General features: G+C 72.0%; 24 protein-coding genes. 11 read left to right on the forward strand and 13 right to left on the reverse strand.

The features are described from left to right. Positions 1-54: 54 nt before the first annotated feature. The 4 genes from AC02VZ_RS11770 to AC02VZ_RS11785 all read right to left on the reverse strand — a co-directional run bounded on the left by AC02VZ_RS11770 (position 55) and on the right by AC02VZ_RS11785 (position 3,560). The gene (locus AC02VZ_RS11770) at positions 55-618 is read right to left on the reverse strand and encodes a Clp protease N-terminal domain-containing protein (protein ID WP_476475326.1); all 564 of its coding nucleotides are present in this window, start codon (positions 616-618) and stop codon (positions 55-57) included. Further along, positions 618-827, reverse strand: coding sequence for a helix-turn-helix domain-containing protein (locus AC02VZ_RS11775; RefSeq protein WP_164336527.1), 210 nt, complete (start codon positions 825-827; stop codon positions 618-620). The genes AC02VZ_RS11770 and AC02VZ_RS11775 overlap by 1 nt, the downstream gene beginning before the upstream one ends. A gap of 159 nt (positions 828-986) precedes the next feature. Then, on the reverse strand, positions 987-1,952 hold the full coding sequence (locus tag AC02VZ_RS11780; protein ID WP_476475327.1) for a zinc-binding dehydrogenase: 966 nt from the start codon (positions 1,950-1,952) through the stop codon (positions 987-989). A 369-nt stretch (positions 1,953-2,321) separates the two neighbouring features. Further along, the gene (locus tag AC02VZ_RS11785; protein ID WP_432054197.1) at positions 2,322-3,560 is read right to left on the reverse strand and encodes an NAD(P)-dependent malic enzyme; all 1,239 of its coding nucleotides are present in this window, start codon (positions 3,558-3,560) and stop codon (positions 2,322-2,324) included. 586 nt (positions 3,561-4,146) lie between these two features. Here AC02VZ_RS11785 and AC02VZ_RS11790 point away from each other — a divergent pair. Genes AC02VZ_RS11790 through AC02VZ_RS11800 form a run of 3 tightly spaced genes read left to right on the forward strand, consistent with a single transcriptional unit; the run spans position 4,147 to position 6,883 of the window. Further along, positions 4,147-5,106, forward strand: coding sequence for an ABC transporter substrate-binding protein (locus AC02VZ_RS11790; RefSeq protein WP_432054196.1), 960 nt, complete (start codon positions 4,147-4,149; stop codon positions 5,104-5,106). 32 nt (positions 5,107-5,138) lie between these two features. Then, the gene (locus AC02VZ_RS11795; protein WP_362091623.1) at positions 5,139-6,077 is read left to right on the forward strand and encodes an amino acid ABC transporter permease; all 939 of its coding nucleotides are present in this window, start codon (positions 5,139-5,141) and stop codon (positions 6,075-6,077) included. 53 nt (positions 6,078-6,130) lie between these two features. Beyond that, positions 6,131-6,883: an amino acid ABC transporter ATP-binding protein gene (locus AC02VZ_RS11800; protein WP_432054279.1), complete on the forward strand. Its 753-nt coding sequence runs from the start codon at positions 6,131-6,133 to the stop codon at positions 6,881-6,883. Positions 6,884-7,009: 126 nt separating this feature from the next. Here AC02VZ_RS11800 and AC02VZ_RS11805 read toward each other — a convergent pair whose 3' ends face one another. Then, positions 7,010-7,774 carry a class I SAM-dependent methyltransferase gene (locus AC02VZ_RS11805; protein WP_432054194.1) on the reverse strand — a complete coding sequence of 255 codons (765 nt, stop codon included), beginning with the start codon at positions 7,772-7,774 and terminating at the stop codon, positions 7,010-7,012. A gap of 99 nt (positions 7,775-7,873) precedes the next feature. Between AC02VZ_RS11805 and AC02VZ_RS11810 the strand changes: the two genes are divergently transcribed. Further along, the gene (locus tag AC02VZ_RS11810) at positions 7,874-8,503 is read left to right on the forward strand and encodes a CGNR zinc finger domain-containing protein (RefSeq protein WP_432054193.1); all 630 of its coding nucleotides are present in this window, start codon (positions 7,874-7,876) and stop codon (positions 8,501-8,503) included. On the opposite strand, the gene sodX is transcribed toward AC02VZ_RS11810, so the two are convergent. After that, a complete protein-coding gene (gene sodX / locus AC02VZ_RS11815) occupies positions 8,407-8,841 on the reverse strand; it encodes a nickel-type superoxide dismutase maturation protease (RefSeq protein WP_432054192.1) in 435 nt (144 codons plus the stop codon). The two genes, AC02VZ_RS11810 and sodX, sit on opposite strands and share 97 nt — an antisense overlap. Positions 8,842-8,987: 146 nt before the next feature. Here sodX and sodN point away from each other — a divergent pair, with 146 nt between their 5' ends. Together sodN and AC02VZ_RS11825 are read left to right on the forward strand one after the other, a co-directional pair. Then, positions 8,988-9,383: a superoxide dismutase, Ni gene (gene sodN, locus AC02VZ_RS11820; RefSeq protein ID WP_359310205.1), complete on the forward strand. Its 396-nt coding sequence runs from the start codon at positions 8,988-8,990 to the stop codon at positions 9,381-9,383. Positions 9,384-9,668: 285 nt separating this feature from the next. Continuing rightward, positions 9,669-10,196 carry a hypothetical protein gene (locus AC02VZ_RS11825; protein ID WP_476475328.1) on the forward strand — a complete coding sequence of 176 codons (528 nt, stop codon included), beginning with the start codon at positions 9,669-9,671 and terminating at the stop codon, positions 10,194-10,196. 379 nt (positions 10,197-10,575) lie between these two features. Here the strand turns inward: AC02VZ_RS11825 and AC02VZ_RS11830 are convergent, their stop codons facing one another. From AC02VZ_RS11830 to AC02VZ_RS11855, 6 genes are all read right to left on the reverse strand, one after another. Continuing rightward, the gene (locus AC02VZ_RS11830) at positions 10,576-11,148 is read right to left on the reverse strand and encodes a hypothetical protein (RefSeq protein ID WP_476475329.1); all 573 of its coding nucleotides are present in this window, start codon (positions 11,146-11,148) and stop codon (positions 10,576-10,578) included. Between the two features lie 3 nt (positions 11,149-11,151). Further along, a complete protein-coding gene (gene ctaD / locus AC02VZ_RS11835) occupies positions 11,152-12,861 on the reverse strand; it encodes an aa3-type cytochrome oxidase subunit I (protein ID WP_432054189.1) in 1,710 nt (569 codons plus the stop codon). Positions 12,862-12,952: 91 nt separating this feature from the next. Further along, entirely contained in the window at positions 12,953-13,588 is a 636-nt protein-coding gene (locus AC02VZ_RS11840) for a hypothetical protein (protein ID WP_476475330.1), read from the reverse strand. Positions 13,589-14,063: 475 nt separating this feature from the next. Then, a complete protein-coding gene (locus AC02VZ_RS11845) occupies positions 14,064-14,681 on the reverse strand; it encodes a GNAT family N-acetyltransferase (RefSeq protein ID WP_432054187.1) in 618 nt (205 codons plus the stop codon). 263 nt (positions 14,682-14,944) lie between these two features. Further along, on the reverse strand, positions 14,945-16,006 hold the full coding sequence (locus tag AC02VZ_RS11850; protein ID WP_476475331.1) for a family 2 encapsulin nanocompartment cargo protein polyprenyl transferase: 1,062 nt from the start codon (positions 16,004-16,006) through the stop codon (positions 14,945-14,947). A gap of 127 nt (positions 16,007-16,133) precedes the next feature. After that, positions 16,134-17,540 (reverse strand): family 2B encapsulin nanocompartment shell protein, encoded by a 1,407-nt coding sequence (locus AC02VZ_RS11855; RefSeq protein ID WP_432054185.1) that lies wholly within the window; start codon positions 17,538-17,540, stop codon positions 16,134-16,136. 291 nt (positions 17,541-17,831) lie between these two features. Here AC02VZ_RS11855 and AC02VZ_RS11860 point away from each other — a divergent pair, with 291 nt between their 5' ends. Together AC02VZ_RS11860 and AC02VZ_RS11865 are read left to right on the forward strand one after the other, a co-directional pair. Further along, positions 17,832-18,425 carry an N-acetylmuramoyl-L-alanine amidase gene (locus AC02VZ_RS11860; RefSeq protein WP_476475332.1) on the forward strand — a complete coding sequence of 198 codons (594 nt, stop codon included), beginning with the start codon at positions 17,832-17,834 and terminating at the stop codon, positions 18,423-18,425. Between the two features lie 622 nt (positions 18,426-19,047). Further along, entirely contained in the window at positions 19,048-19,983 is a 936-nt protein-coding gene (locus AC02VZ_RS11865) for a 1-aminocyclopropane-1-carboxylate deaminase/D-cysteine desulfhydrase (RefSeq protein WP_476475333.1), read from the forward strand. Between the two features lie 235 nt (positions 19,984-20,218). Here AC02VZ_RS11865 and AC02VZ_RS11870 read toward each other — a convergent pair whose 3' ends face one another. Beyond that, entirely contained in the window at positions 20,219-21,811 is a 1,593-nt protein-coding gene (locus AC02VZ_RS11870; protein ID WP_476475334.1) for a Na+/H+ antiporter, read from the reverse strand. A gap of 59 nt (positions 21,812-21,870) precedes the next feature. Between AC02VZ_RS11870 and AC02VZ_RS11875 the strand changes: the two genes are divergently transcribed. The 3 genes from AC02VZ_RS11875 to AC02VZ_RS11885 all read left to right on the forward strand — a co-directional run bounded on the left by AC02VZ_RS11875 (position 21,871) and on the right by AC02VZ_RS11885 (position 23,936). After that, positions 21,871-22,131 (forward strand): UBP-type zinc finger domain-containing protein, encoded by a 261-nt coding sequence (locus AC02VZ_RS11875; RefSeq protein WP_432054181.1) that lies wholly within the window; start codon positions 21,871-21,873, stop codon positions 22,129-22,131. Positions 22,132-22,386: 255 nt separating this feature from the next. Then, positions 22,387-22,800, forward strand: a complete 414-nt coding sequence (locus AC02VZ_RS11880; RefSeq protein ID WP_164333955.1) for an ATP-binding protein — start codon at positions 22,387-22,389, stop codon at positions 22,798-22,800. Between the two features lie 17 nt (positions 22,801-22,817). After that, positions 22,818-23,936 (forward strand): RNA polymerase sigma factor SigF, encoded by a 1,119-nt coding sequence (locus AC02VZ_RS11885; protein ID WP_476475335.1) that lies wholly within the window; start codon positions 22,818-22,820, stop codon positions 23,934-23,936. Positions 23,937-23,953: the final 17 nt, after the last annotated feature.

Below are 23,953 nucleotides of genomic sequence, written 5' to 3' on the forward strand. Positions count from 1 at the left end.
CGCCTCAGCGCGCCTCAGTCCGCCTCAGCGCGCCTGAGTCCGCCCTGGCCCGCCTCAGCCCGCCTTGGCCTCGCCACCCCCGTACAGCACCCGGGTCAGGGACGCGTAGGTCACCCCGTGATCGGCGAGCACCTCGGCGGGCACGCCGGGGCGCGCGGTCAGGGCGAGGAGCAGGTGCTCGTCGCCGATCGCCCGGTCGCGGTGGGCGGTGGCGGCCCGCAGCGCTCCCGTGAGGGTCTCCTTGGCGTCCCGGGCGAAGGGCCGGTGCCCCGACCGCCGTCCGCGGCCCCGCCGGTCGCCGGACATCGCCCCGACGCCGTGCACGTCCTCCACCCGGGCCACGATCTCCGACACGTCGATCCCCAGCCCGGCGAGGGCTTCCGTCTCGGCCTGGGTGAGCCCCGCCCGGCGTCGCGCCTCCTCCAGCGCCGCCCGCACCGACTCCCTGCGCTCACCCAGCCCGAGGGCGCTCAGGGCGAAGGAACCCCGGCTGCCCTCCCGCTCCAGCAGGGCGAGCAGAAGGTGCTCGGCGGTGACGGACGGCGCCCCCGCCTCCTCGCTCTCCCGGACCGCCTCCTTGACCACGGCGCGGGCATCCTTCGTGAACCGCTCGAACATCAATGCCTCCCGTATTTCTTGTGCACGGCCTGCCTGCTGACGCCGAGCTCACCGGCGATCTCCTGCCACGACCAGCCCTGGTTGCGGGCGTTGCGCACCTGGACGGCCTCCAGCTGCTCCAGCAGACGACGCAGCGCGGCGACGGCCCGCAGTCCCACCCGCGGATCGCGGTCACCGGCCCGCGCGGCCAGATCGGTTGCCTCACTCATGCTGTCAACCTACGTTGACAGTCCTGCCCTGTCAACCAGCGTTGACAACCCGGGGGCATCTCCACCGCACCGATGCCGAGAACGCCGACGGCCGGCCCGGAGGACCCGGACCGGCCGTGACGAGAGGAAGCGCGGCACCGGGGCGGCGCCGTGCGCGGATCAGGGGGCGGTGAGCACGATCTTCCCGAACTGCTCGCCGGACGCCATGCGTTCGAAGCCCTCACGGGCCCGGTCCATGGGCAGGACCTCGTCGATCACCGGACGCACACCCGTGGCGGCGCAGAACGCGAGCAGGTCCTCCAGTTCGTCCTTGGTGCCCATGGTGGACCCGACGACCTTGAGCTCCAGGAAGAAGATCCGGGTCAGTTCGGCGTGGGAGGGCCGGTCACCGCTGGTGGCGCCGGAGATCACCAGCGTGCCGCCGGGCCGCAGCGACTTCACCGAGTGGGACCAGGTCGCCGCGCCCACGGTCTCGATGACGGCGTCCACCCGCTGCGGCAGCCGCGCACCGGACTCCAGCGCCTCCACGGCACCCAGTTCCACCGCACGCTTGCGCTTGGTCTCGTCGCGGCTGGTGGCGAAGACCCGCAGGCCGGCGGCCTTGCCGAGCACGATGGCCGCCGTCGCGACACCGCCGCCCGCGCCCTGCACCAGCACCGAGTCACCGGGCCGGACCCCGGCGTTGGTGAACAGCATCCGGTACGCGGTCAGCCAGGCCGTGGGCAGACAGGCGGCCTCCTCGAAGGAGAGCTCCCGGGGCTTGGGCAGCACGTTCCAGGTGGGCACGGCGACCTGCTCGGCGAAGGTTCCCTGGTAACGCTCGGTCAGGATCGACCGGGGCTCCGCGGGGCCCACCCCGTGACCGGTCTGCCCGATCACCGAGTGCAGGACGACCTCATTGCCGTCCTCGTCGATCCCGGCGGCGTCGCAGCCGAGGATCATCGGCAGCTTGTCGTCGGTGAGGCCGACGCCGCGCAGGGACCACAGGTCGTGATGGTTGAGGGAGGCGGCCTTGACCGTGACGGTACTCCAGCCGGGACGGGCCTCGGGAGCCGGGCGCTCCCCCAACTCCAGACCGGAGAGCGGCTGGTCGCGGTCGATTCGGGCGGCGTAGACAGCGAACATGACCTTGACCCTAGGGTCCCGGGGGCACTGAAGGAACAGCCCCGCGCTGTGACACACGCCCTGTTGCGCCGACGGAGACAGCCGGGCGTGCGGTCCGCGCGCCCAGGGGGCGGTGCGCTCGGCGCCCGCTCCGGCCGCCGTCCGGGCCGGCACCCCGGTTGACCCCGGCCGGCACCCCGGCCGGCGCCACAGCCGCGTCCCGGGCCCGCCGCGCGCCCCGGGACCACCCGGTCGCGGGACCACCCGGTCGGCCCAACCGCCGGGAAGAGATCCGGCACCCGCCCGGAGCACCCGCCGGAGACGGCGATCGGCCCCGTCCACCAGGGACGGGGCCGATCCCGGTCTCTCGACCGTGCACGCCGGGGCGCATCAGCGGCGGGCCACTCCCTCGGCCCGCGCGGCCGCCGCCACCGCCGCCGTCACGGCGGGCGCGACCCGCTCGTCGAACGGCGACGGGATGACGTAGTCCGCGGCGAGGTCGTCACCGACCACCGACGCCAGCGCCTCGGCGGCCGCGAGCTTCATGCCCTCGGTGATGCGCGAGGCGCGCACCTGCAGGGCCCCGGCGAAGATGCCCGGGAACGCCAGCACGTTGTTGATCTGGTTCGGGAAGTCCGAACGCCCGGTGGCCACCACGGCCGCGTACTTGTGCGCGACCTCCGGGTGCACCTCCGGGTTGGGGTTGGCCATGGCGAAGACGAACGCGCCCTTGGCCATCGACGCCACCGCGGGCTCCGCCACCGTGCCACCGGACACGCCGATGAACACGTCGGCGCCCTCCAGGGCGTCCTCCAGCGTCCCGGAGATCCCGGCCTTGTTGGTGAACGACGCCACCTCCGCCTTGATCGGCGTGAGGTCGTCCCGGTCCCGGGAGACGACGCCCTTGCGGTCGGCGACCGCGACGTCCCCGATGCCGGCCTCGATCAGCATCTTGGCGATCGCGACACCCGCCGCGCCGGCGCCCGAGATGACGGCCCGCAGGTCACCGAGGGGGCGCCCGCTGAGCCGTGCGGCGTTCCGCAGGGCGGCCAGCGTCACGACGGCCGTGCCGTGCTGGTCGTCGTGAAAGATCGGGATGTCCAGCCGCTCCTGCAGCCGGCGCTCGATCTCGAAGCACCGGGGCGCCGAGATGTCCTCCAGGTTGACCCCGCCGAAGGAGGGGGCCATCCGGACCACGGTCTCGACGATCTCGTCGACGTCCGTGCAGTTCAGGGCGATGGGAACGGCGTCCACACCGCCGAACTGCTTGAACAGGATCGCTTTGCCCTCCATCACCGGGAGGGACGCCTCGGCACCGATGTCGCCGAGTCCGAGCACGGCCGTCCCGTCGGTCACGACGGCGACGACGGACGACTTCCAGGTGTAGTCGTGGACGAGGTCCGGCTGCTCGGCGATCGCGCTGCACACCTTCGCGACGCCGGGCGTGTACGCCAGGGACAGGTCGTCCTTGTCGCGGATCGGCACGGTGGCCTGCACAGCCATCTTGCCGCCGCGGTGCAGCGCGAACGCCGGGTCGAAGGACTCCAGGGGCTCCGCCCCTGAACCGTCCTCGTTCTGCCCGTTCCGGCTTTCGCTGTCGCTGCGAGGATTGACAATCTCCGCTGCCACTAGGTTTTACCCCTTAATTGTTCACGGTTTGAGGGTTTGCCACTCCTGGTGAGGGGTGGGCGGGACCGCGCTCGGCCCGGTGGTGGATACGTACGGGCCTGACGCGACGGGCGCGCCGCACACGCGCCCTGAGCCCCGGATGAGGGGTGTAAAGAACCTTCTTACCGGACGGACGCCACCGAGGACGAGTCCATAACGCGAAGGTCACAGACCGGCGCCGGGATTCATCGACTGATTTCAGGACAAGACCTGGACAAACAAGCGGCAACCGCTCGCGGCACGCCAAACGAGGCGGGGCCCGCCTCCCGATCTCCCGTTGAACCGAAGATCTTCCGGCCGGAATGAAAGATTCCCGCAGACTGTCCGGCCGTGTTGTACCGGAGTGGTGCGGTTCGAGTGTGACCCGTTATCCGATTTTGACATGGCTGGCCCCCTGAATGACCCAGTCCGAATGGCAAGATGCCGTAATCACACGGGGTCGCGACACTCGAAGACGTGTGTTGTTGTCGACCTGCGGCGTTGTCGATGCCCATCGGCGACGGCCCCGACCCCATCGGCACTCCACCCATCCGCCGGAGGAACCACCATGACCGCAAGCACCACCCGTCGTACCACCGCCGCGCGCTCCCGGACTGCCGCGGTCGGCGCGATCGCGGTCGCAGGCGCACTGCTTCTCACCGGCTGCGGTGACCAGACCAAGGACAACGGCTCGAGCAGCGGCGACACCAAGACCAGCGCCGCCCCGCTGGCCGACGAGCTGCCCAAGTCCATCCGCGACAAGGGCGTCATCAAGGTCGGATCGGACATCGCCTACGCTCCGGTCGAGTTCAAGGACGACTCCGGCAAGGTCGTCGGCATCGACCCCGACATCGCCGCGGCCATGGGCAAGCAGCTCGGTGTGACGTTCGAGTTCGAGAACGGCACCTTCGACACCCTGATCACCGGTCTGCGCTCCAAGCGCTACGACATCGCCATGTCCGCGATGACGGACAACGCGGACCGTCAGAACGGTGTCGACCCCGCGACCGGCAAGAAGGTCGGTGAGGGCGTCGACTTCGTCGACTACTTCACGGCCGGCGTGTCGATCTACACCAAGAAGGGCGACGACCAGGGCATCAAGAACTGGTCCGACCTGTGCGGCAAGAAGATCGTGCTGCAGCGCGGCACCGTCTCCGAGGACCTCGCCAAGGCCGAGGCGAAGAAGTGCCCCGCCGACAAGAAGCTCACCATCGAGCGCTTCGACAACGACCAGCAGGCCCAGACCCGCCTGCGCGCGGGCGGCGCGGACGCCGGCTCCTCCGACTTCCCGGTGGCGGCCTACGCCGTGAAGACCTCCGGCGGCGGCAACGACTTCCAGATCGTCGGCGAGCAGGTCGAGGCCGCGCCGTACGGCATCGCGGTCGCCAAGAACAACACCGAACTGCGGGACGCCCTCAAGGCCGCCCTGGACGCCATCATCGAGAACGGCGAGTACCAGAAGATCCTGGAGAAGTGGGGCGTCACGGACGGCGCCATCGAGGAAGCCACCATCAACGGTGGCAAGTGACCGCGAGCGGGCGGCACTGAAAGGCATCACCCGTGACTGTTGACATCGACAAGACGACGGGACCGGACGGCAAGCCCCCGGCCGGACCGGAGGCCATCAAGGCCATTCCGGTCCGGCACTACGGGCGGTACGTCACCGCCGTCATCGCCCTGGTCCTGCTGGGCAGCATCGTCTACGCGTTCTCCCAGGGCAAGATCAACTGGGGCGCCATCCCGGACTACTTCTTCAACGACCGCATCATCGCCGGTGTCGGCAACACCCTGCTGCTGACCGTGCTGGCCATGGCGATCGGCATCGTCGGCGGCGTGATCCTGGCCGTGATGCGGCTGTCGAGGAACCCGGTGACGTCGGCGATCGCCTGGTTCTACATCTGGTTCTTCCGCGGCACGCCGGTCCTGGTGCAGCTGATCGTCTGGTTCAACCTGGGCCTGGTGTTCGAGTACATCAACCTCGGGCCGTTCTACCGGGACGAGTGGTCGGACTTCATGACCCCGCTCCTGACGGCGCTGCTGGGCCTCGGCCTCAACGAGGCCGCGTACATGGCGGAGATCTGCCGGGCCGGTCTGCTCTCGGTGGACGAGGGCCAGACCGAGGCGTCGCACGCGCTGGGCATGAGCCACGCGAAGACCCTGCGCCGGATCGTCATCCCGCAGGCCATGCGCGTGATCGTGCCGCCCACCGGCAACGAGGTCATCAACATGCTGAAGACGACCTCGCTGGTGTCCGTGGTGCAGTTCTCCGAACTGCTCCGCGTGGCGCAGGACATCGGCCAGACCTCCGGTTCCCCGGCCGAGATGCTGTTCCTGGCGGCTGCCTGGTACCTCCTGCTGACGTCGGTCTTCAGCGTCGGCCAGTACTACCTGGAGCGCCACTACGCCCGCGGTTCCACCCGACAGCTGCCGCCCACGCCGTTGCAGAAGGTCAAGGCGAACCTGCTGTCCCTCGGCCGCCCGAACGGAGGCCAGGCATGACCCAGAAGAAGCAGTCCTCCGCACCCACGCCCCAGCGGGACCCGAGTGTCCCGATGGTCAAGGCGGAGGGCGTCCACAAGTCCTTCGGTGCCGTCGAGGTCCTCAAGGGCATCGATCTCGAGGTCAAGTGCGGTGAGGTGTTCTGCCTCATCGGACCGTCCGGCTCCGGCAAGTCGACCTTCCTGCGGTGCATCAACCACTTGGAGAAGATCAACGCCGGCCGTCTCTATGTCGACGGCGAGCTGGTGGGCTACCGCCAGAAGGGCGACAAGCTCTACGAGCTCAAGGACAGCGAGGTCGCGCTCAACCGCCGGGACATCGGCATGGTGTTCCAGCGCTTCAACCTGTTCCCGCACATGACCGCGCTGGAGAACGTCATCGAGGCGCCGGTGCAGGTCAGGGGCACCAACAAGGCGGAGGCCAAGGAGCGCGCGATGCAGCTCCTGGAGCGCGTGGGGCTCGGCGACAAGGCCAGGAACTACCCCTCGCAGCTGTCCGGCGGTCAGCAGCAGCGGGTGGCCATCGCCCGGGCGCTGGCCATGGAGCCCAAGCTGATGCTCTTCGACGAGCCGACGTCGGCGCTCGACCCGGAGCTGGTGGGTGACGTCCTCGACGTCATGCGCGACCTCGCCGAGTCGGGCATGACCATGGTGGTGGTCACCCACGAGATGGGCTTCGCCCGCGAGGTGGGCGACAGCCTGGTCTTCATGGACGGCGGCGTGGTCGTCGAGTCCGGCAACCCGCGGGACGTGCTGACCGACCCGCAGCACGAGCGCACGAAGTCGTTCCTGTCCAAGGTCTTCTGAGACCGCGGACGACGCGGACGGCGAGCGCGGACCCGCACGGCGCAGGCGGGCCGGACGCGCACGGCGGAAGGGGCGGTACGGATCTCCGTACCGCCCCTTCCGCCGTTCACCGGCCGGCCCGGCCGCTCACTTCAGCGCGAGCAGCAGGGTGTCCGAGGGCGAGCACCACACCGGGCGGGTCTCGGTGAAGCCCTTGTCCCGCAGGGTGCGGGCGTGCCAGTCGGCCGAGGGGGTGTCCCCCTCGGCGTGCTCCCCGTAGATCTCGAAGCGGCGGGCGGTCGGGCCGGCGAGGACCGGGTCCTTCGCCGCGAGCTGCCACCACTCGGCCCAGTCCAGGGCGCCGTCCCGTCTGGCCTGATCCATGCGCGCGTGCCGCAGGGCGCGTTCGGCCGCGTTGATCCGGGGCGTCGTCTCGTCGATCATGTGGTCGGCGTTCATGAAGACGCCGCCGTCGCGCACCAGGTCCGCGAGGTGTCCGTAGAGGTCGGCGAGGGGTTCCCGGTGCAGCCAGTGGAGGGCGGTCGCGGTGAGGACGGCGTCGTAGGTGTCGTGCGGCAGTCCGGCCGGCCAGTCGGGGTCCTTGAGGTCGGCCGTGACGAAGGTGACCCGCCCGTCGCCGGCGAAGGTGCCCTCGGCGATCGCCAGCAGCGCGGGGTCGAGGTCGACGCCGGTGCTGGTGGCGCCGGGGAACCGGGCGAGCAGCCGGGCGGTGATGCTGCCGGTGCCGCACGCCAGGTCGAGGACGCGCGGCGAGGTGCCGACGAGGGCCTCCACCATGTCGAGCATGACCCGGAACCGCTCCTCGCGGTCGGGCATGTACCACTCCTGCTGCCGGTCCCAGCTCTCCTGCCAGGCCCGCCAGTCGGTGGTGGCGGTGGGTGTGTCCGTCATCGAGCCCCTCCTCGCATCCGTCACGTAATACCCTGAAGGCACGATCGTCCGTTACCTGACCGCAGGCACGACCCTAGAGCCCCGTCGTAAGGACTACAAGTGGAACTGGCCTATTACTCGGATTTCGCCGTCCGGCTCGTCAACACCGAGGAGCCGGCCCGGGGGAAGGACGCGCTGACCACCGTCGACGCGATCCGGGGCCTGTTCGGGACCAACCAGTCCGCGGCCCGCCGCGCGACCGAGGCCGACCTGACCCGCTTCCGCTCCGTCCGGGGGCGGCTCCGCGCGGTCTTCGAGGCGGCGGACGGCGGCGACGAGACCCTCGCCGTGGACCTGCTGAACTCGCTGCTGCTGGAGTTCCCGGTCAGCCCGCAGATCTCCGGGCACGACGTGCGGGACGACGACGGACGCCCGCTGTGGCACATGCACCTGGCCGACCACCCCTCCAACGCGACCGCCGGGTACGCCGCCATCGCCGCGATGGGCCTGGCCTTCCACCTCACGGAGTACGGCGTGGACCGGCTCGGTCTGTGCGAGGCGCCGCCGTGCCGCAACGCCTACCTGGACACCTCCACCAACCGCTCCCGCCGCTACTGCTCCGACCGCTGCGCGACACGCGCCAACGTGGCCGCCTACCGCGCCCGCAAGCGCCTGGAGGGCACGCGGGCGGACAGCACGGGCCGGGCCGCCGAGAGCGCCCAGCCCGCCAGCGCCAGCGGCGAGCGCTGACCGGTCCTGCGCGGCCGGTACCGGAAGCGCACCCTGCCGAGCACCAGGTCGTCGGGCACCGTCCCGTAGTCGGTGCTGTCGCCGCCCGCGTAGGTGTTGTCCCCGCGCACCCACCAGCCCCCGTCGCGCCGTTCGACGGCCCGCTTGACGACCAGCAGGTCCTGCTGGAACGGATGGCGCAGCACCACCACGTCACCCGGCCGGACCCGTGCCCCGTAGTGGACCAGGAGCCGGTCCCCGTGGTGCAGCGTGGGGACCATGGACGGCCCCGTAACCTCGGCCACCCCGAAGGGCAGCGGCGCCCCCGACCGCTCGGCGTCCTGCAACGGCTCCGGCATCCTCCGGCACCTCCCCGGTTTCTTCCTCCGACAATCTCAGTCTCACCCCGGACTTTTGCCCTAAGCCCGCGGGGGCACCCGCCAAAAGCCCCGGGCCACGGAGTAATGTCCAGTGTGAGAAGACGATCACGAGGAAGGATTGCTCCATGCTTTCCCGCCTGTTTGCCCCCAAGGTGAAGGTCAGCGCCCACTGCGACCTGCCCTGTGGCGTGTACGACCCTGCCCAGGCCCGCATCGAGGCGGAGTCGGTGAAGGCCGTCCAGGAAAAGATGGCCGGCAACGACGACCCGCACTTCAAGGCGCGCGCCACCGTCATCAAGGAGCAGCGCGCCGAGCTGGCCAAGCACCACGTCTCCGTGCTGTGGAGCGACTACTTCAAGCCTCCGCACTTCGAGAAGTACCCGGAGCTGCACCAGCTCGTCAACGACACCCTGAAGGCGCTGTCCGCCGCCAAGGCGTCCACCGACCCGGCGACCGGCCAGAAGGCCCTCGACTACATCGCCCAGATCGACAAGATCTTCTGGGAGACCAAGAAGGCCTGATCTTAGGTCACATCCTCTGACCTGCGGTTTCTCTGATCGCCTGGTCCTCCTTTCCGCACCCGGTCCGCAGGCCGCCGAGCACGGCGTCCACGACGGTCCGGGTGCGGTCTTCTGTGCCCGGCCACGGGTGGACCGAGGTCCGCGGCGTGACGACGGCGGACGCCTGGCCGCGGACGACCATGCGACCAGCGGTCACGGGCTCGACCAGGCGCACACCTGCACCCCCTTGCCGGACGACGAGGCCTCCCCCACGAAGATCACCCACCGGAGGAAAGGGCAGCGGCCATGGCGCTCCTGGCTGAATACCGTTGCAAGGCCACACCGGCCCGCCGCGTCGTCGAGGTCCACGACGCCGACGGCTACCTCAGCGATGACGAAGCCATGGCCGCTGCCCGCACCCAGGTGGTCGCCGGCAACGGCTACCACCTCTACCTGCTCAGCCTGCAACCCGACATCGACGTCGAGGTGGCCATCCGTGTCTGGGACGTCGCACCCGACCCGCCCGCCGAGGCAGAAGGCCATGTCCCCGTCCGTATCGAGTCGGACACCGGCGTCCTCGTCGTCAACCGACTGGAATACGGCCCCGCGGGGGAGATGACCCTGCCCCGTCCCGGCGTCTACGCAGGTCACGCCTGGTGGGAGAACCGGCAGGCGACCGCCGACTACTACGCGACGACGCTCGGCCACCCCACCGACGACACCTTCGAGGACCACCTCACCCAGGCGTGGAACAGCCCCCCGGTCACCGAACGCTACGTCCTGGACCTCGCCCACCTCCGCGAACCCGAACCCGTCGACGACGAAGACCTGTGAGCCGGTGCGGTCCGCACCCTGTCCGCAGGACACCCGGTCGGGACCGCCGTACGCCGTCGCCGGCCATCGGGAGAAGGCCGGGTCAGCGGCCTGCGGTCATCATCACCGCAGGTCACCGAACCGGTCGGCCACCAGGAGACCAAGAAGGCCTGATCCCCGCCATCAGGAGACGAAGAAGACCTGATCCGGCCCTCGGTCGTGCTCCCACCCGGCCGGGTGGGGCCTCGTGGGTCTCGGGTTCACGAAGGGGTCCGTCCGCCGATGCGGGCGGGCCCCTTCGGGCCGTGCGGGGGCCGGTGCGCCGTGACGGTGCCGCGACGGACGTCGGTCCCCGCGCGCCTGTCGGGTCGGCGGGCCGTACCCGGGGGGCACCGCGCCGTCAGCCGTTGCCGCCGGGGTTCTCCCGGCTGCCGCCGGCCCGGACGTGACGGACGGCGGCCGTCAGGAGGAGGGCGACGATCAGCGCCGGGACCGCGGTCGCCGTCACCGGCCACCACGTGCCGCCGTCCGGTGCCGGCCGGAGGGTGGCCGACAGGCCGACGGCCACCGCCGTGCCCGCGGTGAGCAGGACGGTCGCGACGAGGAGGGCGACGGCCGCGCGGGGCGTCCGCCGGCGCGCGGGCGGAAGGGGCCCCTGCCCCAGCCGCGCCCACTGGCCCGCCGCCTCCCGCGCCTCACCCGCCCGGCGCACGGCCGCGCACAGCCGCAGCAGGCCGGTGGTCACGGCCCCGGCGGCGGCCAGCGCGGTGGCGGGCCACCAGGCGGTGGCCGCCAGGAGCAGCAGGCCGGCACCGCCGAGCGTGGCCCACCCGGTCAGGGTGGCGAGGGCGGCGGTCCGACGGGAGGACGGCCGGTCGGGGCCGGCGCGCAGGTCGGCGAGGGCCGGCAGGTACCAGACGCAGCCGGAGGCGGTCACCACGGCGCAGCCCAGGGCGAGAACGGAGTGCGCCACGGCTCACCTCGCCGTCGCCGCCGCGGTGACCTCCGGGTGGTGGAGGTCGAACGCCGGGGACTCACTGCGGATCTGCGGGAGCGAGGTGAAGTTGTGCCGCGGCGGCGGGCAGGAGGTGGCCCACTCCAGCGAACGGCCCCAGCCCCACGGGTCGTCGACGCCGACCGGCTTGCCGTACTTGGCGGTCTTCCACACGTTGTAGAAGAACGGCAGCAGCGACAGGCCGAGCAGGAACGACCCGATGGTGGACAGGGTGTTCAGGGCGGTGAAGCCGTCGGCGGCGAGGTAGTCCGAGTAGCGGCGCGGCATGCCCTCCGCGCCCAGCCAGTGCTGGACCAGGAAGGTCAGGTGGAAGCCCACGGTCAGGGTCCAGAAGGAGATCTTGCCGAGCCGCTCGTCCAGCATCTTCCCGGTGAACTTGGGCCACCAGAAGTGGAATCCGGCGAACATCGCGAAGACCACCGTGCCGAACACCGTGTAGTGGAAGTGCGCGACGACGAAGTAGGAGTCGGTCAGGTGGAAGTCCATGGGAGGTGAGGCCAGGATGACGCCGGTCAGGCCACCGAAGACGAAGGTCGTCAGAAAGCCCAGGGTCCACAGCATCGGGGTCTCGAACGACAGACTGCCCTTCCAGAGGGTGCCGATCCAGTTGAAGAACTTCACGCCGGTCGGCACCGCGATCAGGAACGTCATGAACGAGAAGAAGGGCAGCAACACCCCACCCGTGGTGTACATGTGGTGCGCCCACACCGTCACCGAGAGGCCGGCGATGGCGATCGTCGCCCCGATCAGTCCCATGTAGCCGAACATCGGCTTGCGGGCGAACACCGGGATCACCTCGGAGACGATGCCGAAGAACGGCAACGCGAGGATGTACACCTCGGGGTGGCCGAAGAACCAGAACAGGTGCTGCCACAGCAGCGCCCCGCCGTTCGCCGCGTCGAAGACGTGGCTGCCGAACCGGCGGTCGCACTCGAGCGCGAACAGGGCCGCCGCGAGGACCGGGAACACCATCAGCACCAGCAGGGCCGTCAGCAGCACGTTCCAGGTGAAGATCGGCATGCGGAACATCGTCAGGCCGGGGGCGCGCATGCAGAGGATCGTGGTGATGAAGTTGACCGCGCCGAGAATCGAACCGAACCCGGACAGGGCGACCCCCATGATCCACAGGTCCGCGCCGATGCCGGGCGAGTAGACCTCGTTGGAGAGCGGCGCGTAGAGGAACCACCCGAAACTGGCGGCCCCGTCCGGCGTCAGGAACGCGGAGGCGGCGATCAGGGAGCCGAACAGGAACAACCAGAAGGCGAGCATGTTCAGGCGGGGGAAGGCCACGTCCGGGGCGCCGATCTGCAAGGGCATGATCCAGTTGGCGAAGCCGGTGAACAGCGGCATGGCGAACATCAGCAGCATGATCGAGCCGTGCATGGTGAACGCCTGGTTGAACTGCTCGTTGGAGAGGATCTGCAGGCCGGGCCGGGCCAGTTCGGCGCGCATGAACAGGGCCAGCACCCCGCCGAGGACGAAGAAGCCGAGCGCGCTGACCAGGTACAGCGTGCCGATCCTCTTGTGGTCGGTGGTCGTCAGCCAGTCCACCCACGAGGCCCCGCGCCCGGGCCCCGGAGCGCCGTCCACCCCCGGTGCCTCCCCCAGAGGCACCGGGCGGGGCCGCTCGTCCACCGCGCTCGTCGCCTGCGTCGTTCGTGTCTCGTCCACCGGACGTCGTCCTCCCCATCGATTTCGGGCGGACTCATGATCGACGGGGCGCCGGAGGCAGCGGATGAGCCGAACAGTCCCTCCGTACGGCTCAGGCGGGGCCCAAAGGTCCCTGGGTGACGTGACGACAGGCCGGGGCGGCGGGGCGGTGGGACGGCGGGCGGGGCCGGGACCGCCGGGCCCCGGGCGCCAGGCCGACCGGGGTCGCCCGGGCGGGCTCCCGGGCCGCGCCGTGGGGCCACACCACCTCGACGGGGACGCCCCGGCCACGGGCGTAGGCCACCAGATGGGCGGTCGCGTCCCGCCCGTCGGAGCAGGAGCCGTCCCACACGGCGAGGAGCAGGCGGCTGTCCTCCACCACGCGTTCGTCGGCGCACACGCAGGCGTCCCGGTCGGCCGGGTCGTAGTCCAGGAGCCGCACCCGGTCGGCCAGGGTGAGCAGTTCACCGGTGGCCATCCGGTCGCGCGGGGGCGGCATGGCCGGAACACCGCCACGGCTCGGGATCGCCACGACCAGGCGGCGCCCCACAGCTCGCGCCGCCCGGCCGAACGCCAGGGCGGTCCCGGCACCGGACCGCACCACCGCCGGCCCCCGTACGAGGCGTTCGAGGCGTCTGCGCAGGGCGGACTCCACCAGGGGCAGGGTGCCCGGTGTCAGGTCGGCGTGCCCGACCGCCGTGATCCGCACGTCCGCCGCCGCGTCGTCGTCCCGCACCGCGTCGCTCATCCCGCCCCTTGTCGTCCTCTCGCCGGCGTCCGCCGGGACCTGGGGCCGCCGACGGACGGTGCTGCCGGGACCCAGTGAAGCGGCATCGCACGGTCGGCTGCCAGGGCCGAACGTCCCCGACTGCGGACGCCCTCGGGCGCGGGATCGGGGGCGCGAAGGGCGCGGGGATCCCGGCTCGCGAAGGACGCGGGGCACCGTCCGGTGGTGGGTGGTGGGTGGTGGGTGAAGCATGGCGGGTGGCTCGCGCGGCACCGGGCAGCGGCCGTCCCCCGCCCACGTGTTGCACGGCGGTCGGTGCCGACCGGAACGCCGGACGACCCGCGGGCCCGCCGGTACCGCTCGCAGGGAAAGACGGCCCACGCGAGCACGCCCGTACCACCCGACGGCGGAACGACCCACGCGGGTACGCCGGTACCGTCGACGCAGCGGGACGCGCACGCCGATACGGCGGTACCGCCGAGGAGAGCCGGACCGTCTACGCGGGCAGGCCGGTGCGCGGTTCGCGCCACATGGGCCACATGTACGGGCCGTCGGGGAGGGCGAGCGGTTCCCCCAGCGGCTCGAAGCCCAGGCGTTCGTAGAGCCGGCGACTGCGGGCGCTGCTCGCCTCCAGGTAGGCCGGCCGACCGGTGCGGTCGCAGTGGTCGAGGGCGGCTGCCATCAGCGCCGTGCCGAGGCCCTCGCCCTGCCGGCCGGGTGCCACCCCGATCATCCACAGGTACGCGTGGGCGCGCCCGCCGGGGTGGATGCCCGCCGTCAGCCGCCCGATCAGCTCCACCCGCTCGTTGCCCGGGTCGACGGCCTCACGCACCGACGCCGGTCCGTCGTCCTCCCCGGCCGGGCCGTCCCCGGGGTCGTCCGCGGGTACGGGCAGCCACAGGGCGCACGCCGAGCCGTCCTCGGTGAGGTCTATCCGGCCGTCGGCCATCACGATGTCGGTGAAGGCGGCCATCAGACGGTGGTGCGTCGTCCGGCGGTACTCCTCACCGGGGAACACCCAACTGCTCACCGGATCGTCCTGGAACGCCGCGTCCAGCAGCCGGACCACCCGTTCCCGGTCCTGCTCCCCCGCCGTCCGGATCGCCACGCCCATGTCCACCCCTTCGCGTCAACACTCGCGCTCTGTACGGGGGTTGAGCGTAACGCCCGGTGTGACTCGTGGGGCGGGGAGGCTTGTCGGGGGCCGGAAACGGGCGCGGGCCCCGCACATCGTGGGGAAGTGCGGGACCCGCCGGACCCGGGCCGCGGGGGCCGTGCGGGTCAGGGTCCGCACGTCCCCGGGCTCCGGGGCTCGGTACGACGGCCACCCCGCACACCCGGGGCGCCGCACGCGCCCGGGGTGTCCGGGGGAATCCGTCAGGTGGTGCGCCGTGTCACGAACTCGGCCAGGGCCAGCAGTCCGCCCGCGGCTTCCGGGTCCGGTACCGCCCGGGCCAGTTCCTGCATCGCCCGGGCCATCCGGTCGGCCGCCTGGGCCTGTGCCCAGTCCCGGCCGCCCGCCCGTTCCACGGTCCGGGTGATCCGCTCCAGGTCCTCCTCCGCGTGCGGGGCCGCGTACAGCTCGGCGAGTTCGCCGGCGGCGGAGCCACCCGAGGTCAGCGCGGCGACGACGGGCAGCGACTTCTTGCGGGCCGCCAGGTCCGCACCGGCCGGCTTGCCGGTGCGCCGCGGGTCGCCCCATATCCCGATCACGTCGTCGATGAGCTGGAAGGCGAGCCCGGCCTCCCGGCCGAACGCGTCCAGCGCACGGACGTCCGCGTCAGACGCTCCGGCGTACAACGCGCCCACGGCACAGGCGCACCCCAGCAGCGCCCCCGTCTTGGCCTCGGCCATGACGAGCGTCTCGTCCAGCGTGACGTCCTCCGGGGCGCGCCCCTCCAGTGCCGTGTCCGCGTGCTGGCCGTCGCACAGTTCGATGACGCACTGGGCGAGCCGGGCCGCCGCCGCCGGAGCCGCCGGATGCGCGTCCTCGGCCAGCAGCCGGAGGGCGAGCGCCTGGAGGGCGTCCCCGGCGAGGATCGCGGCGGAGTCACCGAACACCGTCCAGGCGGTGGGCCGGTGGCGGCGTGTGGCGTCCCGGTCCATCACGTCGTCGTGGAGCAGCGTGAAGTTGTGGACCAGTTCCACCGCCGCCGCGGCCCGGACCGCGGCCGCCCGCGCGCCGGGCCCGCCGAGGGCCGAGGCCCCGGCGAGCACCAGTGCCGGGCGGATCGCCTTGCCGGCCGCGCCGGCCGCCGGTGAACCGTCCGCGTGCTCCCAGCCGAAGTGGTAGCGCGCGATGCGGCGCATCGATCCGGGGAGGCTGCCGACCGCGGCCCGCAGCACCGGGTCGACCTCCCCCCGCGCGCGGTCCAGCAGCATCATCGCCTCGTGCCCGTCGGCGGGACGGTACTCCGTCTCCGTCCTGAGCTCCGTCATGGACGCACCCCTGGTCTCGGCGGATCAGCGGAGGGTGGTGCAGGTACCGCGGTCGACTTCCTGCTCCCAGGGTGTACCCGTCCCGAGGGGCGGGGACACGGGGTGCGGGCCGGGCGTTGCGGTGCGGTCACCGCCAGCGGCCGATCTCGACGTTCTCCAGGACCCCGAGCGCGTCCGGTACCAGCACCGCGGCCGAGTGGTAGGCCGTGACCAGGTACTTGATGATGGCCTGTTCGTTGATGCCCATGTAGCGCACGGACAGTCCCGGCTCGATCTCGTCGGGCAGTCCGGCGGCCCGCAGTCCGATGACGCCCTGGTCCTCCTCGCCCGTACGCAGGGCGATGATCGAGGTGGTGCGGGCCTCCGTCACCGGGATCTTGTTGCACGGGTAGATGGGGACGCCGCGCCAGGTCGGGATGCGGTTGCCGCCGAGGTCGACGGTCTCGGGCACCAGGCCCCGCTTGTTCAGCTCGCGTCCGAACGCGGCGATCGCCCGCGGGTGGGCGAGCAGCATCTTGGTACCGCGCCGGCGGCTGAGCAGTTCGTCCAGGTCGTCCGGACCGGGCACGCCGTCGTGGGGCTGGATCCGCTGGTCGTACTCGCAGTTGTGGAGCAGACCGAAGTCGCGGTTGTTGATCAGTTCGTGTTCCTGACGCTCCTTCAGTGCCTCGACGGTCAGCCGGATCTGCTGTTCCGTCTGGTTCATGGGCTGGTTGTAGAGGTCGGCCACGCGGGTGTGGATGCGCAGCACCGTCTGGGCCACGCTGAGTTCGTACTCGCGCGGGCTGGCCTCGTAGTCGACGAAGGTGTGCGGGATGTCGGGCTCGCCGGTGTGGCCGGCGGCCAGTTCGATCGCCTTCTCGCCGTACTTGTTGGTGCTCCGGCCGGGGACGGAGCGGAGTCCCTGGAGGTGTTCGCGCAGGGCCTCGGACCGCTCGGCGACCTGGTCGAACGCCTCGCGCGGCAGCACCAGGACCGTGCACGCGGTGAGCGTGCGGGCCGTGTACTCCCAGATGGCGTCGTCGTCGAGCAGGGCCTGCTCGCCGAAGTAGGCGCCGTCGGCGAGGATGCCGAGCGACTCGTCGCTTCCGTAGGGCCCGGTGCCGACCTTCTCGACCCGGCCGTGAGCCAGCAGGTAGACCTCGTCCGCCGGGCTGCCGAACGAGGCGACGACCTGGCCCGGCTCGATCTCCCGCTGCCGGCAGCGCGACGCCAGCTCGGACAGCACCTCCTGCTCCTCGAACGACCGCAGCGCGGGCAGCTCGCCCAGCTCCGCGGGAATGATCTCGACGCGGTCGCCGGTCTTGACGAACGTCAGCCGGCCGTCCCCCACGGCGTATGTCAGACGCCGGTTGACCCGGTACGTGCCGCCCTGTACGTCCACCCACGGCAGCATGCGGAGCAGCCAGCGCGAGCTGATCTCCTGCATCTGCGGCACGGACTTGGTCGTGGTGGCCAGGTTCCGCGCGGCCGCCGTACCGAGGCTCTGCTGCGGCCTGGTCTGCTCCGTGCGGACCTCTTCGCCTACCGACATAGAGAATTGCCCTCCCATTTGTGATCCACGCCCATCGGTGCCGGGCGTCGATCTGCGCGTCCAAGATTTCCTCACGTAACGTGTCCGCGCCATTACCCGAATGAGCGGGAATGGATCACCGCGCGGCTGGGCATCATGGGCATTCCGTTTTCGGCGCCGTCGCGGCGCTGCCCTGTCCGGATCGGCTCGCACAACGACCGAACAAACGGTTCCGCTTCCTCCGTACAGGTAAAGCACACGTACGAGGCGGTCGCGAAGGGCGGCCGTCGCGCAGCACGAAGGAGGGCGGTCATGGCCCCACCCATGTCCGCGAGCGCGTTCCTGCGCGCTCTCAAGGCGGAGGGTCTGACGGTCGTCGAGGTCGGCGACTGGCGCGATCACCACCGCAACCACAAGGGCCCCTGGGGCCCGGTGCACGGTGTGATGATCCATCACACCGTCACCAAGGGCAGTGCGAGGACGGTCGAGTTGTGCCGCAAGGGGTACGCGGGGCTGCCGGGGCCGCTGTGCCACGGAGTCATCACCAAGGACGGGCGGGTGCACCTGGTCGGCTACGGCAGGGCCAACCACGCCGGCCTGGGCGACGACGACGTGCTCCGCGCGGTGATCGCGGAGAGGAAGACCCTGCCACCCGACAACGAGCGCAACACCGACGGCAACCGGCACTTCTACGGCTTCGAGTGCGAGAACCTCGGCGACGGCGAGGACCCGTGGCCGGCGGCGCAGTTGGAGGCCATCGAGAGAGCCGCCGCGGCGGTGTGCCGGCACCACGGCTGGAACGAGCGGTCGGTGATCGGGCACCTGGAATGGCAGCCGGGGAAGGTGGATCCGCGCGGGTTCACCATGGCGTCGATGCGGAAACGGATCGGTGACCGCCTGAAGTGACGGGCGGGGCGGCCGGGGTTCCGTCACCCCGGCCGCCTGCCCGGGCGGCCCGGTACCGCCCGGGCAGGTCGGGGGCTCGGTGCCCTCCGGGTAGGTCCGGGGCTCCGGTGCCTCCCGAGCAGGTCCGGGGGGCCGGTACCCCCCGGTGCAGGTCCGGGGGTCAGGTGCCTCCCGGGCAGGTCCGGGCCCGTCGTGTCCGTGGGCGGCGGGTGCCCGCACCTCCCCATGTCATTGCACTCCGGCCGGGAAGCCGACGGGATCGGGGGGCCGGCGGGATCGGCAGTCCGGCGCGGGGCAGCCCCCGTCCGGTGCGGAACGGCCCTCGGCCGGTGCGGGCAGCCGTTCTCCGTACCTCCCGGGACTCTCGGCCTCGGGATCTGTCTCGTGGGGCCCCGGTCCTGCACCCGGTCCTGGCACCGGCCCTGGCACCGCGCCCTCGCGCCCGGTCGCGGCCTCCGGTCCTGATCTCCCACCCTGGACTCCGGTCCTGACCTCCGGCCCTGGGCTCCAGTCACAGCCCGCTCGCCGGGATGTCCCGGGTGACGGCGCCCCGTCCGCTCTTCGACCGCTCCCCCACCGCCCCGCCTGGCCACCCCCTCATCCACCGGGGGAGAATGCCGCCGTGACCAACGCGGACCCGCCCGGAACCGCAGGCCCCGCCGCCCCGGCCGGGCCGGACGGCCTGCGGCCGCGGCTGCCCTCGCCCGTGCAGGAGGTCGCGGACGAGCGGTTTGGGCGGTACGGCGTACGGCTGCTGCTGAAGCGGGACGACCTGATCCACCCGGACCTGGTGGGCAACAAGTGGCGCAAGCTGGCCCCCAACCTCGCGACGGCGGCCGGACGCACCGTGCTCACCTTCGGCGGCGCGTACTCCAACCACCTGCGGGCCACCGCCGCCGCCGGGCGGCTGCTCGGGCTGCGCACGGTCGGGGTGGTCCGCGGCCAGGAACTGGCCGACCGCCCCCTCAACCCCTCGCTCGCCCGGTGCGCGGCGGACGGCATGCGGCTGCACTTCGTCGACCGGTCGGCCTACCGCCGCAAGGCCGAGCCGGACACCCTGGCCGCCGTGCTCCGGGCCGTGGACGCCGAGGACGCCCTGGTGGTGCCGGAGGGCGGCAGCAACGCGGCGGCCGTGCGCGGCTGCGCGGCGCTCGGTGAGGAACTCGCCGGACGCGCCGACGTGGCCGCCGTGGCCTGCGGGACCGGCGGCACGCTGGCCGGGCTGGCCGCCGGACTGGGCCCCGGGGAACGCGCGCTGGGAGTTCCGGTTCTGCGCGGCGGCTTCCTGGACGGGGAGGTACGGGCGTTGCAGACCGCGGCGTTCGGGGGGCCGCGCGGGGACTGGAGCCTCGACGAGCGCTTCCACTTCGGGGGCTACGCCCGGACCACACCGGAGCTCGACGCGTTCGCACAGGACTTCGAGCAGCGTCACGGACTGCCCGTGGAACGTCTCTATGTCGCCAAGTTGCTTCATGGACTGGTCGTCCTGGCCGCGGAGCGCGCCTTCCCGCCGGGGAGCAGGGTCGCCGCCGTGATCACCGGCCGCCCCTTCCCCTGACCGACCACACCGTCTCCGACCCGCCCCGGCCCGATCGGGCCCGCCACCCGCCCGTCTCCGGGCCGCCCCGCCCCGGTCCCGGAAGGCAGCGAGGAGGAAGTCCGGCAGTCCGGGAGCTCGGCACCCCCTGGAGCCCAGGAACCCCCAGGCCGCCCTGAAGCCCGGGACCCCCGAGGCTCAGAGTCCCCGAGGCTCCAGGGCCGGCCCGAAGACCCGAGGCGCCGTGCGGCCCGCCCTACGGCACCTCCCGGTACGCCGCCGCCTCCTCCAGATCCAGGCGGCGCAGCAGCGTGCGCAGCATCTCGTCGTCGATGTAGCGCGCGTCGCGGAGCCGGACGAACACCTCGCGCTCCGTCTCGATCACGTCGCGCGACAGCCGCCGGTAGGTGTCGTCCACGGACTCCCCGGTGACGGGATGGGTCTGTCCCAGGCGTTCCCAGACGGAGTCGCGGCGGCGCTCCAGCACCGCCCGCAGCCGCGCGGCCAGTGGGTCCGGCAGTGCGTTGCGGTCGTCGGCGAGGAGTTCGTCGAGGCGCTGCTCGGCGGCCCGGGACGCCTGCGCCTGGGCGTTGGCCTCGGCCAGGGTCGCCGCCCGCTCGTCCCGCTGCGGGAAGCGCAGCAGCCGGATGACCAGGGGCAGGGTGACCCCCTGGACCACCAGGGTGCCGATGACGGTGCTGAAGGTCAGGAAGAGCAGCAGGTCGCGCTGGGGGAAGTCGCCGCCGTCGGCGGTGTGCGGGATGGAGAAGGCGATGGCGAGGGAGACGACGCCGCGCATCCCGGCCCAGGAGATGACGAAGGGCATGCGCCAGCCGGGGCTCCCCTCCCGGGCCCTGATGCGCGCCGACAGCAGCGGGGGGAGGCAGACCGCGGGGTACACCCACACGAAGCGGGCCACCACGACGACGGCGAAGACCGCCAGCGCGTACCAGAGGGCGTCGCCGCCGTGGTAGGCGCGGATGCCCCGGAGCACGACCGGCAGCTGCAGGCCGATGAGGGCGAAGACCGCGGACTCCAGGACGAACGCGACCATCTTCCACACGGCCGCCTCCTGGAGGCGGGTCGCGAAGTCGACCTCCCACGAGCGGTGTCCGAGGAAGAGGGCCACGACCACGACGGCGATCACTCCGGAGGCGTGGACCTGCTCGGCGGCGGCGTAGGCGAAGAACGGGATGAGCAGCGAGAGCGTGTTCTGCAGCAGCGCCTCCCTGACCCGGACGCGCAGCCAGTGCAGCGGCACCATCAGCACCAGCCCGACGGTGAGGCCGCCGAGTGCCGCCAGCAGGAACTCGCCGACGCCGCCGGCCCAGGTGGCGCCCTCCCCGGCCGCCGCCGCCACGGCCACCCGGAACGCGGTGATGGCGGTGGCGTCGTTGAGGAGGGACTCGCCCTGGAGGATCGTGGTGACCCGGGACGGCAGCCCGACCCTGCGGGCCACCGCCGTGGCCGCGACCGCGTCCGGCGGGGCCACCACCGCGCCGAAGACCAGGGCCGCGGTCAGCGACAGGCCCGGTACCAGCTCGTACAGGGCCCAGCCGACGACGAACGTCGCGAAGAGCACGTAGCCGACCGACAGCAGGGCCACCGGCCGCAGCTGCGCCCGCAGGTCCAGGTAGGAGCTCTCGGTGGCCGCCGTGTGCAGCAGCGGGGGCAGGACGAGGGGCAGCACGACGTGCGGGTCGAGCGTGTAGTCGGGCACGCCGGGCACGAAGCTCACCGCGAGGCCGGCCGCGACCAGCAGCAGCGGAGCCGGTACGGGCAGGCGCCGGGCGGCGGCGGCGATCCCGGCACTGCCGGCCACCAGCAACAGCAGCGGCATCACGTCCATGTCCGGCCACCCCCGGCGTCCCACGCGGCGTTCCGCGCACCCGTCGTAATCTGGCCATCATGAGACAGTGCACGCACGTCGACGCGCTGCCGCACCCGGAGCCGGTCCCGGTCAGCCGGACGTGCCCCGAGTGCCTGCGGGACGGCACGGATCCGGTCCAGCTGCGCCTGTGCCTCAGCTGCGGTCACGTCGGCTGCTGCGACTCCTCGCCGCACCGGCACGCGACCCGCCACCACCTGGAGACCGGCCACCCCGTGATGCGGTCGCACGAACCCGACGAGGACTGGCGGTGGTGCTTCGTGGATCACGTCCTGGTGTGACCGGCCGGGTCCCGTCGCCGGACGGTTCGACCGTCTGACGTCTGGGTACGTCAATGCGGCGCGCGCTCTTCCCATTTGGGGCCGCAGACCCCTAGCCACGGAGCGTATTCGTAGTTTTACTATGAGTGACAGCAAGGGTCGGGGTCCCGGGGACAGGAGCGACGAGAGCGCGATAGCGTCACGCTGAACCACGTAGCGCGTTACCCGGGGGTGTCCCCTGGGCCCTGAAACGCTTGTACCACCTTGGAGGTGAGGGTGTCCCAGATCGCAGGCGAGCCCGCGACCCAGGACTTCGTGGAAGTCCGGCTGCCGGCCGCGGGGGCCTACCTGTCGGTGCTGCGTACGGCCACGGCCGGCCTCGCGGCCCGTTTGGACTTCACCCTCGACGAGATCGAGGACCTGCGGATCGCGGTCGACGAGGCCTGCGCGATCCTGCTGCAGCAGGCCGTGCAGGGCTCGGTGCTGAGTTGCGTCTTCCGGCTGGTCGACGACTCGCTCGAGGTGACCGTGTCGGCGCCGACCACGGACGGACACGCCCCCTCGCGGGACACCTTCGCCTGGACCGTGCTGTCCGCCCTGGCGGGCAAGGTCTCCTCGGCCGTCGACGAGGACAGAACCGTTTCGATCAGCCTCTACAAACAACGCGGCGCGGGACCCGGGCCGGCGTGAGGAACGAGGACGGGCCGGTGCGGGACGAAGAACGCGGCACACGGGAGCTGCCCGCCGAACGCATGCCTGCCGGCATCGACGGCATCCCCGAGCAGGCCCGGCCGCATCCGGAGGACGACGGCGCGGACACCGGCACCCCGGACCAGGGGCGGCCGGGCGGCGCCGCACGGGGAACGCCCGCGGCCGGGCGGACCGGGGACGCCCCCGCCCGCGCGAGGCCGGAGACGGGGGACGAGGCGAGCGCTCGGGGAAGGGCGACGGGCGGGACGATGAACGAGCACGAGCGACATGCCGAGGGCGAGACCCGGCAGACGCCGGCCGCACCGGCCGCGCACGGGGTGCCGCGCGCTCCGGGGGCGCGGAGCGGTGCCCAGCACCACCCGCTGGACCGCAGCGGGGCGCGGGCGATGTTCCTCGAACTGCGCGGGCTGGAGGACGGCAGCCCCGAGTACGCGGAGCTGCGCAACCAGCTGGTGCGGATGCACCTGCCGCTCGTCGAGCACCTCGCACGCCGGTTCCGCAACCGCGGGGAGCCGCTGGACGACCTGACGCAGGTCGCCACCATCGGTCTGATCAAGTCGGTCGACCGCTTCGACCCGGACCGCGGGGTGGAGTTCTCCACGTACGCGACCCCGACGGTCGTCGGTGAGATCAAGCGGCACTTCCGGGACAAGGGCTGGGCGGTGCGGGTACCGCGGCGGCTCCAGGAGCTGCGGCTGTCGCTCACCACGGCCACGGCCGAGCTGTCGCAGCTGCACGGCCGCTCCCCCACGGTGCACGAACTGGCCGAGAAGCTGGCCATCTCGGAGGAGGAGGTCCTGGAGGGCCTGGAGTCGGCCAACGCCTACTCCACACTGTCCCTGGACGTCCCGGACACCGACGACGAGTCCCCCGCGGTCGCCGACACCCTGGGCGCCGAGGACGAGGCGTTGGAGGGCGTGGAGTACCGGGAATCGCTGAAACCGCTGCTGGAGGACCTGCCGCCGCGGGAGAAGCGGATCCTGCTGCTGCGTTTCTTCGGGAACATGACCCAGTCGCAGATCGCGCAGGAGGTCGGGATCTCGCAGATGCACGTCTCCCGGCTGCTGGCGCGGACGCTGGCCCAACTGCGGGAGAAGCTGCTCGTCGAGGAGTGAGCACCCCGGGTCCCGGA

This window comes from Streptomyces sp. 3-6 (genome assembly GCF_056323165.1).

Bases quoted from the DNA above. Each gene is read 5' to 3' on its own strand.
- AC02VZ_RS11850 (WP_476475331.1), bottom strand. From the start codon at position 16,006: ATGACGGAGCTCAGGACGGAGACGGAGTACCGTCCCGCCGACGGGCAC.
- AC02VZ_RS11855 (WP_432054185.1), bottom strand. From the start codon at position 17,540: ATGTCGGTAGGCGAAGAGGTCCGCACGGAGCAGACCAGGCCGCAGCAG.
- AC02VZ_RS11800 (WP_432054279.1), top strand. From the start codon at position 6,131: ATGGTCAAGGCGGAGGGCGTCCACAAGTCCTTCGGTGCCGTCGAGGTC.
- AC02VZ_RS11875 (WP_432054181.1), top strand. From the start codon at position 21,871: ATGAGACAGTGCACGCACGTCGACGCGCTGCCGCACCCGGAGCCGGTC.
- AC02VZ_RS11870 (WP_476475334.1), bottom strand. From the start codon at position 21,811: ATGGACGTGATGCCGCTGCTGTTGCTGGTGGCCGGCAGTGCCGGGATC.
- AC02VZ_RS11840 (WP_476475330.1), bottom strand. From the start codon at position 13,588: ATGAGCGACGCGGTGCGGGACGACGACGCGGCGGCGGACGTGCGGATC.
- AC02VZ_RS11805 (WP_432054194.1), bottom strand. From the start codon at position 7,774: ATGACGGACACACCCACCGCCACCACCGACTGGCGGGCCTGGCAGGAG.
- AC02VZ_RS11825 (WP_476475328.1), top strand. From the start codon at position 9,669: ATGGCGCTCCTGGCTGAATACCGTTGCAAGGCCACACCGGCCCGCCGC.
- AC02VZ_RS11845 (WP_432054187.1), bottom strand. From the start codon at position 14,681: ATGGGCGTGGCGATCCGGACGGCGGGGGAGCAGGACCGGGAACGGGTG.
- AC02VZ_RS11860 (WP_476475332.1), top strand. From the start codon at position 17,832: ATGGCCCCACCCATGTCCGCGAGCGCGTTCCTGCGCGCTCTCAAGGCG.
- AC02VZ_RS11770 (WP_476475326.1), bottom strand. From the start codon at position 618: ATGTTCGAGCGGTTCACGAAGGATGCCCGCGCCGTGGTCAAGGAGGCG.
- sodX (WP_432054192.1), bottom strand. From the start codon at position 8,841: ATGCCGGAGCCGTTGCAGGACGCCGAGCGGTCGGGGGCGCCGCTGCCC.
- AC02VZ_RS11790 (WP_432054196.1), top strand. From the start codon at position 4,147: ATGACCGCAAGCACCACCCGTCGTACCACCGCCGCGCGCTCCCGGACT.
- AC02VZ_RS11775 (WP_164336527.1), bottom strand. From the start codon at position 827: ATGAGTGAGGCAACCGATCTGGCCGCGCGGGCCGGTGACCGCGATCCG.
- sodN (WP_359310205.1), top strand. From the start codon at position 8,988: ATGCTTTCCCGCCTGTTTGCCCCCAAGGTGAAGGTCAGCGCCCACTGC.
- AC02VZ_RS11780 (WP_476475327.1), bottom strand. From the start codon at position 1,952: ATGTTCGCTGTCTACGCCGCCCGAATCGACCGCGACCAGCCGCTCTCC.